Below are 14,540 nucleotides of genomic sequence, written 5' to 3'. Positions count from 1 at the left end.
GGTTCCGACGTGGGCCGCGACTCCTAATGGGAAGTGGAGTGGTGTAATGCCCACCCTTCTCTGACGACTCCATACCGCGACGCTCTCTGCGTTCGCACCGCCTAGCCTCAATCCATCTCGATGAATCAAAGGAAGGGGCCGCAAGCGAGAGCCCTGCCCTGAAAGGGCCACAACGTGGTTCTCAATGGCCCCCGCGCACGGGACTTCGAGCTGAGGCAGCGCCGAGTCCACTCGTACTTCGTGGCGCTGCCCCAGCAGGGCAACCGATTCGCCTGGGGTCATCGGTTCTCCCGGGTGTGACGACATTGCGGGCACCGGGTTTCCCGCAGGGTGCCGCCAGGTCCAAAAACCCAGCCCACCGATTTGATCGCGCTTCGCACTTCGTTCCAGCCGCGAACCGGAAGCAACTCATCCGTGCCGCATCCGCTGCAATAGATGCGCGCCGTCTTCGGCCTCGGAACCGTAGGAGCGCCCGTTCCGAGGTGGTCCAGTTCGTACACGACCGCCCGGTACCGATCCTGTGTCTCCGCAACCTTGCCCTGGCCCAATCCGTAACGAGCGAGCACTTCATCCAAGGAGAGAAGAGCCGATCGGTCCGTGCCCGAAGTGACCCGAGTCCGGGCGCCCCCACCAAGGCGCCCGGATTCCCTCGGGCCAGGTTCCTGTACGTCGATCTCCTGCCAGTACGACTCGCCTCTCATGACGGTGGGGCCATCCTGTTCAACAGGCGCTGCGAGGTTTCGCGAACCTCTCGCCGCAGTTGCCGGCCGTCCTGGCAGTCGCGCTTCCATCGATGCGCGATGGCGGAGCGGCACGGGTCGCAGTCAAGCAGGTGATGAACGTGTCGCGTCCGGGCAGCGTCAACGCCGCCATCGGGTCGGCTTGCGATCGACATGCTCTTCCTTTCGCTCTGATCGTTCAAGTCATCAGTGAGTGAGGGGCAAGCTCACTCCTTCTCGCGCCCATCGATTCCAGGTGTCACCTCGGAGTCGGCAGCGATGACACCGTCGAGTACCGCCGACGCCGAGACGGCGACGGAGTCCTTCCAACGACGGTGGTTGCGCTGCCACAGCGGGCGGAACCGGACGGCCCTGCCAACCGGGTCGACAGGGTTGAGGATCTCAGCGACGACCGGCCCCTCGGAGTGGTTGAGTAGAACGTGGGCACGGACTCCATGCTTGGTTGCCTTCACCACCATCTGATGTCCTTCAGGTGAGTCGAATACGCCGTACACACGGTCGCGATCGAGTCTGAGTCCCTGTCTTGCCGGCATTCGAGTCACCTCCCGCGCCTAGTTGAGCAGTCCCTTGTGACCAGTTCTGGAGCACCACTTCTATAACCACGATAGGACGGCAACAGACCGGCCTCAAGCTGGAGTTTTGCGTGCATGTCGCGCCTTGCCGCCTTGCAGGGACACGAGGTTGCGCCAAAATGGCGGCTCCTGCTGTCGGAGTCTCGTTCGCAGAATCCGCGCTACCGAAACACCGGGAGTCAAGGCTCGTCCACTTGCTACGTTCATCGCAACCGGACTCTTCGCGTTGACATTGCGCGCGGTGGCCTGGCCGACCGAGTCGGCCAGTCGACGTTTGCGCCAGAGGCGCCCCGACACGGGGCGTGCGTACTTGACTGCCATGTATGTAGCCTGGAACACGAGCCGGAGCACGGACAAGCATCTGAATCGGACATGATGACGGGACCCGATCTGTCCGATTCAAATCGAGGAGACGGTCATGCCGCGCCCCCTGAAACCGCTGGACCCCACGAAGGGTCCTGTCGAGTGGTTCGGTGCCGAACTTCGCCACCATCGCCTGGCCAAAGGCCTTTCTCAAGGCGACCTCGGCGAACGAGTCTTCGTGTCCGGCTCGGAGATCGGCAAGATCGAGACCGCCGCTCGACGATGCCCGCTCGACCTTGCTCGCAATCTCGACCAGGTCCTCGAAACCGGCGGCGTCCTCGAACGTTGCTGGCCCCTCCTGAAGGCGGAATCAGACAAGCCGTCCAGGGAATCGGACAGTCCAGCGAAGAGCAGCTTCAGCATTGACGACCATCCCCTTCTCGGGGAGATGCTTGAGCCTCAACCGTCAGCCGCCCCAGGAGCTTCATTGGACCGACGCAAGTTCCTCGTAACAAGCACCGGCGTGTTCGCTGGTGTCGCCGTCCCGAACGGAGTCGAATCGCTGCTGCCGATCGATCTGATGACCCAAGTCGACCAGATCGCCGCAACCTGCGTCCAGATGTCCAATCAACGGAGCATCGGGCGTGCCGATTTGACTCGTCTCGGTGCCGTCCATGACCTCTACCAGTCCATCGACTATCAATACGGCGGCGGGCTGGTCTTCGAGAAACTCAACCTGATCGCGGACGCCTCGGCCGCGATGCTCGACGGTTCCTGCCCCGATCGACTCCGCCCCACGCTCATCAACACCGTGGCGAAACTGCGTCTCTTGGCCGGCTGGACCGGCTTCGACATGTGCGACCATTCAAGCGGCCAGCGGCACTTCGCGGCGGCCGAAAGGCTTGCGGTCCTCGCCGAGAACACCAGCCTGGCTGCGTACGTGCACTACTGCCAGGCCCGTCAACTCCAACACCTGCGGCACAACCGCGACGCCGTGGAGGTGCTCCGGCTCGCCCAGCAACGCCTCGATCGGCAATCCACACCGGGCACCAGAGCGGTCCTCGATGCCACGATCGCGCCTTCGTTGGCCGCTCTGGGAGATCGCGACGGTGCCGACGCCGCGCTGTCGAGAGCCACCGACGCGTTCGAGCGCATGAGCCACGGCGACGAGCCCAGTTGGATCAGTTGGATCGATCAGGCCGAACTCGCCGCCCAGTTCGGCCGGGTCTACCGCGACTTCGCAAGGCAGGATCGATCATTCGCCGAGCAGGCCGCCGACTGGACCCGGCGAGCGATCGACGGCTTCGACGAAGGGATGCAACGCAGCAGCGTGCTCAACCAGGTCGGCCTGTGCTCGGCATGGTTCCTGGCCGGTGAGGCGGACGCGGCGCTGGAGATCGGCGCCGGGTTGCTGGAGAACGCCGGTCAAGTACATTCGGCGAGGATCAAGGAGCGAATCGTGAACCTCGGCCGTGACGCGCAGGCCTGCGCCGGGCGCTCGGATGTCGACGACTTCATCAACGAGATCACGACCATCTGACGAGGGGTGCGAGGTGTCCAACGGCCGGTTCACCGAGGAGCGGATGCGCGCCGCCATGAGCGCGATCGGCGACCGACTCGGCATCGAGGTCGAAGACGCCGAGACCCTCCACATGGCGAACAACGCCGTCTACGCCCTCCCCAGCGCTGGAGTCGTACTCCGGATCACCCGATCGAACCGGCTGCACGATCGCATTCGCAAAGGCGCCCGCCTCGGCCGTTGGTTCGCCGAGGTCGACGCGCCGACCATCCGCCTCGCCGCGATTTCGGACCAGCCGCTGATCTATGAGGATCTTTTGGCAACGGTCTGGGAGTATGTCCTTCCGTCTCCGAATGCTCCAAGTACCGACGACCTGGGGCGGGTCCTCCGCGAGTTCCACAACCTGCCGACCCCCACCATCGCGCTCCCCGATTGGGACCCGGTCGGCACTGCGAGGAAGCGGATTGCCGACGCCGAGGCCCTTCGAGCGGCCGATCGGCAGGCACTCCTCGAATGGTGCGACCGCCTCGAACCTGAAGTCGAAGCCCTCGTCGCCGATGCCACCCGCACCCTGGTGCACGGGGACGCCCACGTGGGCAACCTGCTGCGCCGGCCGGATGATCGCGTGGTCCTCTGCGATTTCGACTCCACCTGCCTGGGCCCCGCCGGTGTCGACCTCGCAGCGGTGGCCGCGGCCGAGATCTGGTTCGGCTCCACCGGTGAACACGAGCGCCTCGCCGCAGCCTACGGACACGACATCACCACCGATCCCGCGTGGCCGGTCTTGCGCCAGGCTCGCGAGCTCACGTTCGTGGTCGGTGGCGTGCCGCTCCTGGCGAGTACCCCCGGCGTAGCCGAACAGTTCAGGCTCCGGCTCGACTCGGTGATGGCGAACGACACCGGCGTGACCTGGACGCCCTACGCCGCATACGCCAAGATGAGCTGAAATCTACGGTTCCGAGACCGTCCTGATTGCGGCGCAACCGTATAGTCGCCGGAACTGATGAACCCCGTATCAGAGGAGTCCTGTGACCAGCATCGATGAGGCATCCGGTGCCGTCGGCGGCAACGCCGAGCACGCGAGGGAACTCGCCGGTGGCATTCTCGCGTCCAAGGAGGCCCTCGACTCCGTGGTCGCGCAGACGAGCGCCCTCGGGTTGGAGGCCAAGACCGAGCAGGCACAGGCCGCCAGCGACCGCGCCGAGGAGCTTGCGGGCCATGCCAACACGCTCGCCGGCGCGCTCGATGCGCTCCGCGCCCAGGTTGAGGCGCTGAAGGGATTACTGGCCGGTGCCGCCGGCAAGGCCGCGGCTTCTGCCTCAGCTTCGGGGGCGGTTTCCCCTACCGTAGACGCACCAGCTTCCGCTTCGCTCAAACCCAAGGGACCGGCGGCTTCCACAGTGCCTACACGGGTGGGCAAGCGTCACCTGTTTGACCAGGTGCGCCTGAACAGTCCGGCGAAGGAGAAGAACACCGTGGTCCTGCCGCATGTCGATACCGGGGCCGACGTTGCCGCCATCAAGTCCGGGCAGGCCGAGCACCTCCGCGACAATCTCTACGCGGTGCGCGGCCGCGTCTACGGACTCGAAACCCCATCGGGCACGGTCTACCCTGTCAGGGGCGAGGGCTTCGTCGCGATGGACAAGTTGCAGTTCACCGCGTTCAAGGGCTTGACGGCATACGGTGGTGACCGGGCCGCGGCCGAACGCGACCCGAAGATCGCCCGGTTCCGTCGGCATATGACCGACGAGACCTGGACCTACGCCCAAAGCGTGTACGAGCAGGGGAAGGGCAGCGCCTGATGCGCGACTACACCGTCACCTTCATCGAGTCAGTGGACCTCGAAGCCTTGGCTGGGGCCGCCGCCGAGGCGTTCACGATGCCGCGTGAGCAGATCGAGGTCTGGGACGGGCAGGGCTTCGCGGGCGCCGTCGCAGAGCCGGTCCTCGCACAGGTCGCCGCCGGATCGGGGCCGGGTGCCTTTGCCGAGTTCGTCGGCTTCGACGCCTTCGCCCACCACACCGGCGCACCCGACCACCTGACCGTCGCCATCGCACTCGCCACCCGCGTGCAGAAGCGCGCGATCTTTCCACCCGAATCCCTTGAGGACTACCAGTGGACGCTGGTGGCCGCCGACGGCAGCCACGGCCAGGTCGTCCTCGACAGCGATCTGCTCGACGAGGGCACCATATCGATCGTCGGTGCCGTCGAGCCGATCGCCGGGGCCTCTGACCTGCGAGTCATTGGAGCCGAAGGCCTGTAGACGGACTTCAGCGGGCGGGGCCGGGGTTCAGTGTTTCGTCTCCGCACCGATGCGCTTGATTGCAATGGCGACCGCACCGAGCGCCCGTTTCTCAGGCGTATAGAGAGCCTCGATGCCCGCGAGCTGCTCGGCTCGGTTGCGGTGCGGGTTGATCGCGGCAGCGTCCTCGCTTGCGTAGAGCGCTGCGAAGGTGTCGTAGCGAGCGACCCGGACGACCACCACGGTCAGCATCCGGCCGCCACTGGTGAACCGGATATGCGAACCAGGTTGAACAGCAAGGCGTTTGACGTCGGCGCACCGGACTTCGACCGTCTTCTGACCTGAGGCGATGAGGTCGAAGTACTCCTCGTGCAGGTGCATCGCGATCGGTTCCGGCCCGGCCGCCGGCCAGGTGACGCGGATGCGCGAGTGTTGCTTGTCGAGCACCACCGGCCCGAGATCCGCTCGGTCGGTCTCTGGGGTGCGCGGGTAAACGGTAAAGACCGGGTCGAGTTCACGGAGGCGTTCCCAGGAGCGAACGTCATCGGCGAGAAGGGTGGCGACGCTGGCGGCTTCGGGTCCGTAGGCGAGCACACCGACCTCGTGGTGGTCGGCGGCCGCTGATGGCCGAAGGGCCAGGTGCGCGATCGTGCCTTCGTACTCGATCGCATAGATGACGTTCCATGCGCGCAGCGCACCAGGCAGGAAGTCGCGTGGTGCGGTCAGGGTGAACATGCCCTGGTGGTGCAGCGCCAGGAAGATGAGCAGCCGATCGAACCGTCCTGGTGGAGGTAGCACTACTCCGGTCCACACCGGCACCGGCTCACCCGCAAGCCGGTCAAGGATTGTGCGCGCTTCCTGGCCGAGACCGTGCGGTGATTCGATGCTGATCGTCTCGTCGACCACTTCGATGGTGCGGGGCCTGGCGTCGCGGCCCCTTTGGGCCAAGAATCCGCCCGCCAGCACAGTGACCGAACGCAGTCCATAGTCGGTGAGTGCAAAGGCGACGATCCGCTGCACCGCTCCGAGGCTCAGCGGCATGACCAGTTTCCCGCCGGGGGCGAGTTGGGCGATCCACTCAGGAGCAGGCTCCCAGGAGCCGACAGAGACGATGATGCGATCCCAGGGTGCCCCCTCCGGATCGCCGAGGGCGCCGTCGGCGCAGGTGACGGTGACGCGGCTGTACCCGGTGGCATCGAGGTTGCGGTGGGCTTCGTCGGTGATCTCGGGGTCGAGGTCGATGGTGGTAACCGCCCCGGAGGGGCCGACGAGTTCGGCGATGAGCGCGGCGCAATATCCGGTCCCGGCGCCGATCTCCAGTACGCGGTGTCCGGGTGCGAGGTCGAGCAGGTCGAGCATTTGGGCGACCATTGAGGGCTGTGAGATCGAAGAGAGCGCCCGGCCGTGTTCGTCGCGGCGGGTGACCACCGCATCGTCGACGTAGGCCGCCTCAAGATCGACGTCAGGGACGAAGGCGTGGCGGGGAACCTGCCGGACGACCTCGAGCGTCTCGGCGTTCAGGTGCGGGAAGTCGCGCTCGACCCGGTCGGCCAGGGTCGCTCGCAGCGCGGCGGCGTTCGTTTCGTCGTTGGTCACGCCCGCCACGATCGCATACGACCCCGACACTCCCCGTAGCGGCGAGACGGGCGGGTCGCGGGCTCGGATTGCCGCCGCCAGGGTACCCGGCGGCCGAGCAGGGGCCGCTGCGCCTGCACCGGTCGCTCCTGCGTCGCTGTTCCGGTGCGCCCCTGCGCTTTCCCGCCGGGTGGGCGGACGGGTCAATCCGGCCGCGACCGATCAACAGTCCGCGGCCCCGACCCGAGGAGGACTCGATGTCCAACTACACCATTGACGAGCTGCGACAACTCGCGATCGATCACGCCGATGCGCTCTGCGACGAGCTCGCGGGCGGCTGGCGCTGGATGAATCACCCACCGGCTCCGGCCGCCCTTCACCGCGGCGACTGCGTCCTTCATTTCCTATGCTCCGAGCAGGACGGCACCGCACTTCTCACGATCGAGGCCCACCTTCCCGACACGTGGGGCGAGGTGGAAGGGTTCACGGCACCTGAAATCACCGTCCGCGCCGAGCGCTCCGCCGAGTCGATCGCCACCGACATCGCCCGGCAGCTCCTGCCCGCCCACGCCGAGCAGACAGCCCGGGTCCGCGAAGCACTGGAGCGAGTGGAGCGGCCCGAGGCCGTGACCGCCTCGATCGTGGACTACTTCCTGGACACGATGCCCGGGGGCGTGCCCGATGCCCACCACCCCTCCACCGCCGCCAGCAGCAGGGGCGCGAGGGCTTTCAGCGCAAGCCTGCGCCTCAGCCATGATGCGCAGACCACCGACCTGCACTTGCGGGGCCTCCCACTCGATCTCGCCCGCAGCATCGTCCATCGCACCGGCCGCCGCCTCGGCAACGGCGAACCGGCGGAAGGGTCTCCCGAACGGGTGCTTAACACGCTCGCTGACGCCATCACCGAGCTCGCAGGCACCCGCACCACGATCCCGACCGCGACGCTCCTGCGCGAGACCGCGCTGAACATCCTCGTCCTCTCGCGCATCGCTTCGAACCGGCTGGAAGACCGCGCCGCCCGCGACCAGATCGAGGATCTGGCCGACCAGCTCATCACCGCGATCCGTCACCGCACCCGGGCACTGCCTGGCGAACCCACTGCGGACGCGCACCCCACCGTCCAGGAGCAGACGCCTTCGGAGGCGACCGATGAGTGAGATCCCCTCCTGGCGTGAAGAACAGCGCCTTCGCGCCTCCATCGCCGCATCGTGCGCTGCGGGACTGGCCGAGCACCTGCCTGGTGATTGGGTCCGGTGCGATCCGCACGAGCACCTGGTCGCCCTCCGATCGGGCCAGCGGTGCTTGACGATCCGCCCCGAGCAGAAGGATCCGCTCTGGCGGGTGGTCATCACCGCCGACCTACCCCAGGGCTACCAGTCGCATACACGCCTTGAGGTCGAGCAGACCAGTGCCGCCGCCGACCGCCCAGCCGACCAGATCGCCCGCCAAGTCGAGCGGCGACTCCTCACCGCCGCCTACAACGCGGCCATCGCCGAAGCCCGCACCGCGCTCGATGCCGCGCGCGACCGCAAGGCAGTCCTCGCGGCCACCGTCGCCGAACTCCAGGCCCTCGTTCCCGGCACGCACCAGTACCAGCATGACCCTGACGGCTCAATGCGGTTCAGCGGACCGAACTACTTCCGAGGCTCGCTGCGCGTCCACTACGGCGCCACCGAGGTCACCATCGAGCTCGACAGCGTCCCGATCGGACTCGCCCGCAGCCTCGCCGCCCTCATCGGCCAGCACCTCAGCACCAACGCGCCCGCCGAGCCCGAGGAGTGACCGCAGGCACCAACTACATCCCACTACCGCACCTTCGGGCCGGCCAGCCTCGCGCTGGTCGGCCCGTCCTCGTTCCCTCCCACCTCCGAATGGAGCACACGTCATGTCCATCCACCGCTTCGCTGAAGGCGAGATCGTCAAGGCCCGCCCGCACCTGCTGGCTCCGCGCACCCCTTCGGACTCGCGGCCGTTCGCCTGGCCGTTCTACTACCCCGCCCGCATCACCAGCCTGATCGGCGAGGACGGTGCGATCGTCGAGTTCCTCGAACACCAGCACCCGGCTGGCGCCTGGGAGCAGGTCATCACCCCCTGGTCCAGGGAGCAGGGCTTCTCGATCAAGTCGTTGCACGCCCTCGACTGCGACTGCGGCACGTGCGATCCCAACGAGATGCTGCGCGACCCCCGCGCCCTCATCGACCGGCTCAGGGCCGACCTCAACGGCCTCGGCGAGCGCCGCGCCGAGCACACCGCCCGCACCCTCCACGCGAAGCGCTTTCCCGGCAGCCTCCGCCTCATCTCCGCCGCTGACCTTGAGCGCGGGGACTTCCTGCTGTTCCCACAGCAGCATGTGCACGCCGCCGCCGAGGTCCGCGGTGACGTCCGGCTCGCCTTCTGCCACGGCGCGCTCGTCACCGGGCCCGGAACCCGGTACCTGATCCACCGACCAGCCACGTCCGCGCCGGTCTGCGATCCGCGCTCGAACGCCTTCGACCCTCGCTACACCGCGGCCCTCGAACCGTCGGGCCAGACGCTACTGGAGCAAGCCGCCCTCGACTGCCTCGCCGACCTCGGCCTCACCGAGCCCGCAGGCCGCGAGGCCACCGGGCTCATCGCGGCTGGAACGGAGACCGGTCATGGCAAGTGACCAGCAGTGCCCTGTACCTGAGTGCGGGAAGCCGATCGTCATCAAGGCAGAAGCCAGCGGCTCTATCTATCCCCGACACAGCGCGATCATCGACGGCCCGTGCATCGGCTTCGTCGCCCGCGCCTGCGCCGATCACGAGTTCGAACTGCTGACCGGTCTGGGCGATGCCGTTGACTGGGCCACCGTGACCCGGCTCGGCCCGCCCAAGACCGTGGTCGTCGGAAAGAAGGTCCGCTCATGACACGCCCCTCCCTGATCGACATCGGGTTCGACCTCGCGACCCTGCGCGTCAACGCCACCAGCACCGTCCGGCGCAGTCCGAGCGGTTCGAGTCCGAACACGCGGCCAGCCTCAGCCTGCTTCTCGACAGCGCAGAGTTCTTGCAACGCACCGTCATCGGCCCGCCCGAAGCCGATCCCAGGCCCCACCTCGCCGGGCTCGCCCCGGTCCTGCCCGAGGACTGCATCGAGCTGTCCGGCTTCGAAGCGGTCACCGACCTGGCCGCTCGGCTCTCCGAACTCGGCTGGCCGACAGCCGTCGCCGAAGTCTGGGACGACACAGACAAGGACACCTTGTCTGTGATCAGTCGGTGGTGTTCTCGTAGGTCAAATAGGGCTTGGCGCTTTCGTAGGTTCCGAGTGCCCGCGCGAACTGCCCGATGAGCCGGTTGGCAACCTTGCGTGGTCGATCCTCGATCTCGAAGTTTGTGGCAGTCGTTGATTTGCGGTACTCATCGCGGCTGTAGCGAGGGCCGCCTTCGCCCCATTCGTCCTGGATGCTTGGGTGACCATGCAGGCCGGTAGCTGCCACGCCGAACTGCCAGGAACCGCGATAGGCGAAGGCGTCTGCAAAGAGCCGTGTCCAGTGGACGAGTCTGAGTGTCCAAGCGACTGCGAGTGAGTCAAAGATGCGGATCGGGCTGTCGTCCCCGCGCCCGAGCGGCCGGGACAGGCCGCCAACGAGCACCCGGATTTGACCGGAGACGCGAAATTCGATGTCGGCCATCAATATCTCGGATGCGTCAGACATGGGTTGGAAGATCCGGCCTCCTGACAGGCTTTCTGAACATCGGGCGTAGCCGTCTGCGCGTCGTGACGGCGAGGTTGCTGTTACTGCCGACGGCCTGACACCACGGATCGCGTGGGGCACTTCCCGCTCGCCGTGGTCGACCAGCCACCAAAGCACATCGTTGTCGCCATACACAATGTCGTGCACGACGTCGCGCGGAGCATCGACCGGGTGGGCGACGAGGTACAGATGCCCGCTGCTCCGATCTGCTGGCGCTACGGGGTCTCGTGCGATCTCCTCATCCAGGAGCCGGTCGATGACGGCCTCCTGGTCTGCGCGAGCCGCGTGGAAGCGGCGGACTTGCGCGTCTCCGAGGCGTACACGAGTTTTCTCTCCACGCTGGTAGTACACACCGTCGACCATGTGGGGGGCTTCGAGCGACGCCGAAACCTCTACAGCCAAGTAACCGTGGCCCGGCTTGCCTGCCGCAGGAATCTCGGTGATGCGGAGTATCAACGGCGGATCTACCAGATTGAAAGCGACCTGTTCCACCCGTTCGGCATACCCGGAAAGGTCGACCGGCTCAGGGTCCCATCGTTTGTTGACCTTGTCCTCATGGACACCAATGATGAAGATCCCGCCGTCGACCGCGAACGAGGCGAGATCCCGAGCGGTTTCCTTCCGCTCGCCCTTCGTGTCCCCCACACTGCTCTTGGCCTCGAAGAAATGGCCCTCGTCGAAGATGCCGTCCTCGATGGCCTTCAACAGCGCCGCCTCAGTCGACGGCACCCAGCGTTTCGCGTTCATACGGCGACGCTACGCCTATTCGCGCCAGACCGCGTGCCACGCAAGCCCGGACGGTCGGCCCTTGCCTTCTTCTTGCGCCTTCCAGACGCGCTTCCTTGCCCTGAGCCAGGGCACGGCAGGTGGCTGCCGCTCGCGGGCGCGGACGCTACCCGACGGCCGGGGCGACCGGGCTGCGCCCTGGAACTGCGTTCCTCGCCCCTTCCCCGCCGGGTAATGGCGCCGCACCGCGCGGCAGCCACCCCGGCAGCCGCGCCCGGCCCTGGAAGGCGCACCGCCATGACACCACAGACATCGTTCGACACCCTCCTAGAGCAGGCGACCGGTCCGGCCGAGTTCGCCGCCGCATTCATGGATCACCTCGGCCTAGCCGGGATCTTCGAGCGCATGGACATCGCCGAAGACGAGATCACCCGCGCCCAGCAGCGGCATCCGGACGCGAGCGACCGGCTCTACCACTCCTTCAAGCTCCTGATCCCCACCCATGAGCGCATGGAGTACGAGCCGGTCTACCGCTCGCACTGCCGCGAACTCCTCGACCGCGTCGCCGCCAGAGGCGACACACGGATCGGGACGGCCGCCGAGGTCTGTTGCGCCCTCCACGACACCAGCCTCATCGCACCACTCCGATCCGCCGCCGCCGGCCTGTACTTCAGGATGTGGCGAGCCGCCGGTCTCCCCGACTTCCCCGAACTCGTCCCCGCCAGCGAAAACCATGAGGCCCTGGAGGGATCGCGGATCGACGACCACGAATCCGAGACCCGCCGCAAGCTCACCGACCCCACCCGGACCCTCAACAAGGTCCAATGCCGCGGGCTCCACCACGGCGAGCGCGTCACCTGCTCCCTAGCTCCCGCCTCGACCCTGTTCGACGCCGTGGACGCGGGAGCGGCGTCATGAACGGCGATGGCTTGATCGCCCTCATGTGCGGCCGTCTCGACGTCCCGCGCGACGAGCGCGAGCGCCAGCGCCTTCGCCGCCTCGGAGCGCTCGGCCTATTCCCAATCGGCGTCTGCCCCGACTGCCGGGGCACGATCATCCGATCCGAGCCCGAACAGCCTGCGCGCGAGGCCATCGCCTCGCATCAGGTTGATGCCAGCGGGTGCACTGCCCGGATCGCGGCCCGCCTGGTCGCCGCGCACGTCAACGCCGCCCGCCCGGCCGCGGCCGTGGCGACCATGCAGTACCTCCGCCTCAAGGTCGAGGCCGACGACGTCACCTCCGCTGAGCGGCATCGCCTGCGCGATCGCATCACCGAAGGCATCCCGCACTTCGAGGAGCCGACCTGGACGCTCGTCTACGACCTGTTCGGCGGCCCCTACGAGTCTGAGTCTGAACAGGACTGACCGTCCAGCAGGGCCCTGCGCGCCCAAGACATGGTGCGGCCCGTCCGAGTATCCGCTCGGGCGGGCCGCGCCGTATTCTTCCCTGCCCGCAGACGCTTCGCAGCCGGCGATCATGTTCAGTCGCGTCGGTGCCGCACGCTTGCTAGGTCGCGGCGTTCTCCGGCCTTCTGAGCTCGGGCTCGACAGCAGGAGTGTCGTCCTCGCTGGTCTGGTGTTCCTCGGGTGCGGTCGCGGCTTTGCCGTCTCTGTCGCGCTGGTCGCGGCGGGGCCTGGCGCGGGCGGTGAGGTGCAGGGCTGTGGCGGTGATGAGCAGGACCCACACGCCTGCGGTCAGCCAGCCCCAGGTGATCGGGCCGATGCCGAGCAGGGTTCCCGGTGCGCCGATGGCGAGAGCGAACAAAGCGAGGATCAACAGGCCCTTGGTCGAGGCGATGTTCGCCGAGTGGGCGGCCGAGCGCAGCGAGACATTGAGCGGCTGGCCGCTGAGTGCGATCCAGATCAGTGTCAACGCGATCGCCGCGGCCACGATGCCCGCGCCGATCCACGCCAGAGTCAACCACTGGCCTTCGGCCAGGTAGCGGCGTACCGCCTCCGACCACCACGCGATGGTCACCGCCGCGCAGGAGGCGAAGGCGAACGGTATCAACACCACCCGCACCGCTCGGAGTGTCGCAGCCCTGAACACGCGCCACCCATCCCAGCCCACCAAGCTCGCCGCGACGATCGATCCGAGAATTCTCCTGGAGGCCTCGACGCCGATCCGCACCAGCCAGTTGACCAGCGCGGCGGAGGCGACCAGGAGGCCGTACCCGAGCAGGCGCAGGGCGCTCAGCAGCCGGGTGCCACCGAGCGCCGAGCCGGCCACGACCACGTGGACGAAGGCGATGACCCCGCGGGCGAGCCGATCGATCGGTCCTGCCGGTCGCCCTGGACGCGCGCGGGCAACCTGGACCCGCCATCGCAGCGCCAGCGGTCTGGAGAGATACGGGATCTGCGGGGGCCGGGCGTGGTCGAGGTGCCTGCCGCCGCGCAGCACCCCGATGATGGCCGCGACCAGCAGCGCGCCGGTGACACCGCCGATAGCCAGAATCAAAGCGAGATCGCGCCATTGCTCGCCCACGACAGCGGCCCCGAGCGCGGGGAGGGTGACGGTCAAGGTCACCGCGACCAGCTGTGCGCCGCGGTCGAACCCGGCAGCCCCGGCGCGGCCACCGCCACCGGAATTGGCGACCAGCGCGGTGAAGACCCACCAGGCGGCCAGGCCCACATAGGCGGTCCAGGTGAGCAGTCCGGTGCGGGTGGTGAAGGCCCCGAACCAGAACTCCAGGCCGAGGGCGGCGGCGACGAGCCAGAACAGGGCGGCGGCATTTCGGCCGAGCCCGTACAGCCGCAGCGGCAGCGCCGCGATCGCCAGGCCGCTGAGGAGTGCGACGCCCCAGACCGGGAGCATCGAGTCCAGCAGGGCGGTGAAGACGAACCCTGCGGCGATGACGACCCGTAGCGCGCCGATCGCCACGTAGTGCAGTGGGTGCGGCTTGCGCGGCCCCCAGCCGAGGAAAGCCTCATGGGTGCGGCAGTACGCGTCGGTGGCCGCGATCGGGCCGCGATCGCAATCGGGCTGGACGCATCCGTGGACGCGACCGGGGGTTTCGGCGCCCAACCGCATCCACCACGAGTCCTGGCCTGACGGGGTGACGAGCGGAGGGTCTTCGAGGGTGTGAGGCATAGGCGCTCCCAGGGCGGGCGGGAGGACCGCCGAGCCAAACCGGGCTGGCGCGCTCGGC

At 67.5% G+C, this 14,540-nt stretch carries 14 protein-coding genes; 10 read left to right on the top strand and 4 right to left on the bottom strand.

Features of this window, described 5'->3' with window-relative positions; genetic code table 11:
* Window positions 1-946 precede the first annotated feature (946 nt).
* Window positions 947-1,273 (bottom strand): hypothetical protein, encoded by a 327-nt coding sequence (locus IF12_RS0109180; RefSeq protein ID WP_133884198.1) that lies wholly within the window; start codon window positions 1,271-1,273, stop codon window positions 947-949.
* Window positions 1,274-1,730: 457 nt separating this feature from the next.
* Between IF12_RS0109180 and IF12_RS0109175 the strand changes: the two genes are divergently transcribed.
* The 4 genes from IF12_RS0109175 to IF12_RS23950 all read left to right on the top strand — a co-directional run bounded on the left by IF12_RS0109175 (window position 1,731) and on the right by IF12_RS23950 (window position 5,397).
* Window positions 1,731-3,155: a helix-turn-helix transcriptional regulator gene (locus IF12_RS0109175; RefSeq protein ID WP_081913430.1), complete on the top strand. Its 1,425-nt coding sequence runs from the start codon at window positions 1,731-1,733 to the stop codon at window positions 3,153-3,155.
* 43 nt (window positions 3,156-3,198) lie between these two features.
* A complete protein-coding gene (locus IF12_RS0109170; RefSeq protein ID WP_369807678.1) occupies window positions 3,199-4,080 on the top strand; it encodes a phosphotransferase family protein in 882 nt (293 codons plus the stop codon).
* An 82-nt stretch (window positions 4,081-4,162) separates the two neighbouring features.
* Window positions 4,163-4,936 (top strand): hypothetical protein, encoded by a 774-nt coding sequence (locus IF12_RS0109165; RefSeq protein ID WP_030157193.1) that lies wholly within the window; start codon window positions 4,163-4,165, stop codon window positions 4,934-4,936.
* Window positions 4,936-5,397, top strand: coding sequence for a hypothetical protein (locus IF12_RS23950; RefSeq protein ID WP_051704171.1), 462 nt, complete (start codon window positions 4,936-4,938; stop codon window positions 5,395-5,397). The genes IF12_RS0109165 and IF12_RS23950 overlap by 1 nt, the downstream gene beginning before the upstream one ends.
* Before the next feature lie 27 nt (window positions 5,398-5,424).
* Here IF12_RS23950 and fxlM read toward each other — a convergent pair whose 3' ends face one another.
* Window positions 5,425-6,972, bottom strand: coding sequence for a methyltransferase, FxLD system (gene fxlM, locus IF12_RS23945; protein ID WP_166659569.1), 1,548 nt, complete (start codon window positions 6,970-6,972; stop codon window positions 5,425-5,427).
* A 236-nt stretch (window positions 6,973-7,208) separates the two neighbouring features.
* Here fxlM and IF12_RS0109150 point away from each other — a divergent pair, with 236 nt between their 5' ends.
* The 4 genes from IF12_RS0109150 (at window position 7,209) to IF12_RS0109135 (ending at window position 9,839) form a co-directional block, all read left to right on the top strand.
* The gene (locus IF12_RS0109150) at window positions 7,209-8,108 is read left to right on the top strand and encodes a hypothetical protein (RefSeq protein ID WP_030157185.1); all 900 of its coding nucleotides are present in this window, start codon (window positions 7,209-7,211) and stop codon (window positions 8,106-8,108) included.
* Window positions 8,101-8,733, top strand: coding sequence for a hypothetical protein (locus IF12_RS0109145; RefSeq protein WP_133884197.1), 633 nt, complete (start codon window positions 8,101-8,103; stop codon window positions 8,731-8,733). Before IF12_RS0109150 ends, IF12_RS0109145 begins: the two co-directional genes overlap by 8 nt.
* Before the next feature lie 103 nt (window positions 8,734-8,836).
* A complete protein-coding gene (locus tag IF12_RS0109140) occupies window positions 8,837-9,598 on the top strand; it encodes a hypothetical protein (RefSeq protein WP_030157181.1) in 762 nt (253 codons plus the stop codon).
* Window positions 9,588-9,839, top strand: a complete 252-nt coding sequence (locus IF12_RS0109135) for a hypothetical protein (RefSeq protein ID WP_030157178.1) — start codon at window positions 9,588-9,590, stop codon at window positions 9,837-9,839. Before IF12_RS0109140 ends, IF12_RS0109135 begins: the two co-directional genes overlap by 11 nt.
* Window positions 9,840-10,180: 341 nt before the next feature.
* On the opposite strand, the gene IF12_RS23940 is transcribed toward IF12_RS0109135, so the two are convergent.
* Entirely contained in the window at window positions 10,181-11,413 is a 1,233-nt protein-coding gene (locus IF12_RS23940) for a helix-turn-helix domain-containing protein (protein WP_133884196.1), read from the bottom strand.
* A gap of 276 nt (window positions 11,414-11,689) precedes the next feature.
* Between IF12_RS23940 and IF12_RS0109125 the strand changes: the two genes are divergently transcribed.
* Both IF12_RS0109125 and IF12_RS0109120 read left to right on the top strand, forming a co-directional pair.
* Entirely contained in the window at window positions 11,690-12,310 is a 621-nt protein-coding gene (locus IF12_RS0109125) for a hypothetical protein (RefSeq protein ID WP_051704169.1), read from the top strand.
* Window positions 12,307-12,756, top strand: a complete 450-nt coding sequence (locus tag IF12_RS0109120; RefSeq protein ID WP_133884195.1) for a hypothetical protein — start codon at window positions 12,307-12,309, stop codon at window positions 12,754-12,756. The genes IF12_RS0109125 and IF12_RS0109120 overlap by 4 nt, the downstream gene beginning before the upstream one ends.
* Before the next feature lie 142 nt (window positions 12,757-12,898).
* Here IF12_RS0109120 and IF12_RS0109115 read toward each other — a convergent pair whose 3' ends face one another.
* Window positions 12,899-14,482: a hypothetical protein gene (locus tag IF12_RS0109115; RefSeq protein WP_030157158.1), complete on the bottom strand. Its 1,584-nt coding sequence runs from the start codon at window positions 14,480-14,482 to the stop codon at window positions 12,899-12,901.
* Window positions 14,483-14,540 lie beyond the last annotated feature (58 nt).

Source organism: Glycomyces sp. NRRL B-16210 (genome assembly GCF_000719515.1).
Taxonomy (GTDB): domain Bacteria; phylum Actinomycetota; class Actinomycetes; order Mycobacteriales; family Micromonosporaceae; genus Glycomyces.
This window is presented reverse-complemented; position numbering and strand designations above follow the sequence as displayed.

Bases quoted from the DNA above. Each gene is read 5' to 3' on its own strand.
- IF12_RS0109150 (WP_030157185.1), top strand. From the start codon at position 7,209: ATGTCCAACTACACCATTGACGAGCTGCGACAACTCGCGATCGATCAC.
- IF12_RS0109170 (WP_369807678.1), top strand. From the start codon at position 3,199: ATGCGCGCCGCCATGAGCGCGATCGGCGACCGACTCGGCATCGAGGTC.
- IF12_RS0109115 (WP_030157158.1), bottom strand. From the start codon at position 14,482: ATGCCTCACACCCTCGAAGACCCTCCGCTCGTCACCCCGTCAGGCCAG.
- IF12_RS23950 (WP_051704171.1), top strand. From the start codon at position 4,936: ATGCGCGACTACACCGTCACCTTCATCGAGTCAGTGGACCTCGAAGCC.
- IF12_RS0109145 (WP_133884197.1), top strand. From the start codon at position 8,101: ATGAGTGAGATCCCCTCCTGGCGTGAAGAACAGCGCCTTCGCGCCTCC.
- IF12_RS0109180 (WP_133884198.1), bottom strand. From the start codon at position 1,273: ATGCCGGCAAGACAGGGACTCAGACTCGATCGCGACCGTGTGTACGGC.
- IF12_RS0109135 (WP_030157178.1), top strand. From the start codon at position 9,588: ATGGCAAGTGACCAGCAGTGCCCTGTACCTGAGTGCGGGAAGCCGATC.
- IF12_RS0109175 (WP_081913430.1), top strand. From the start codon at position 1,731: ATGCCGCGCCCCCTGAAACCGCTGGACCCCACGAAGGGTCCTGTCGAG.
- IF12_RS0109125 (WP_051704169.1), top strand. From the start codon at position 11,690: ATGACACCACAGACATCGTTCGACACCCTCCTAGAGCAGGCGACCGGT.
- IF12_RS0109120 (WP_133884195.1), top strand. From the start codon at position 12,307: ATGAACGGCGATGGCTTGATCGCCCTCATGTGCGGCCGTCTCGACGTC.
- IF12_RS0109140 (WP_030157181.1), top strand. From the start codon at position 8,837: ATGTCCATCCACCGCTTCGCTGAAGGCGAGATCGTCAAGGCCCGCCCG.
- IF12_RS23940 (WP_133884196.1), bottom strand. From the start codon at position 11,413: ATGAACGCGAAACGCTGGGTGCCGTCGACTGAGGCGGCGCTGTTGAAG.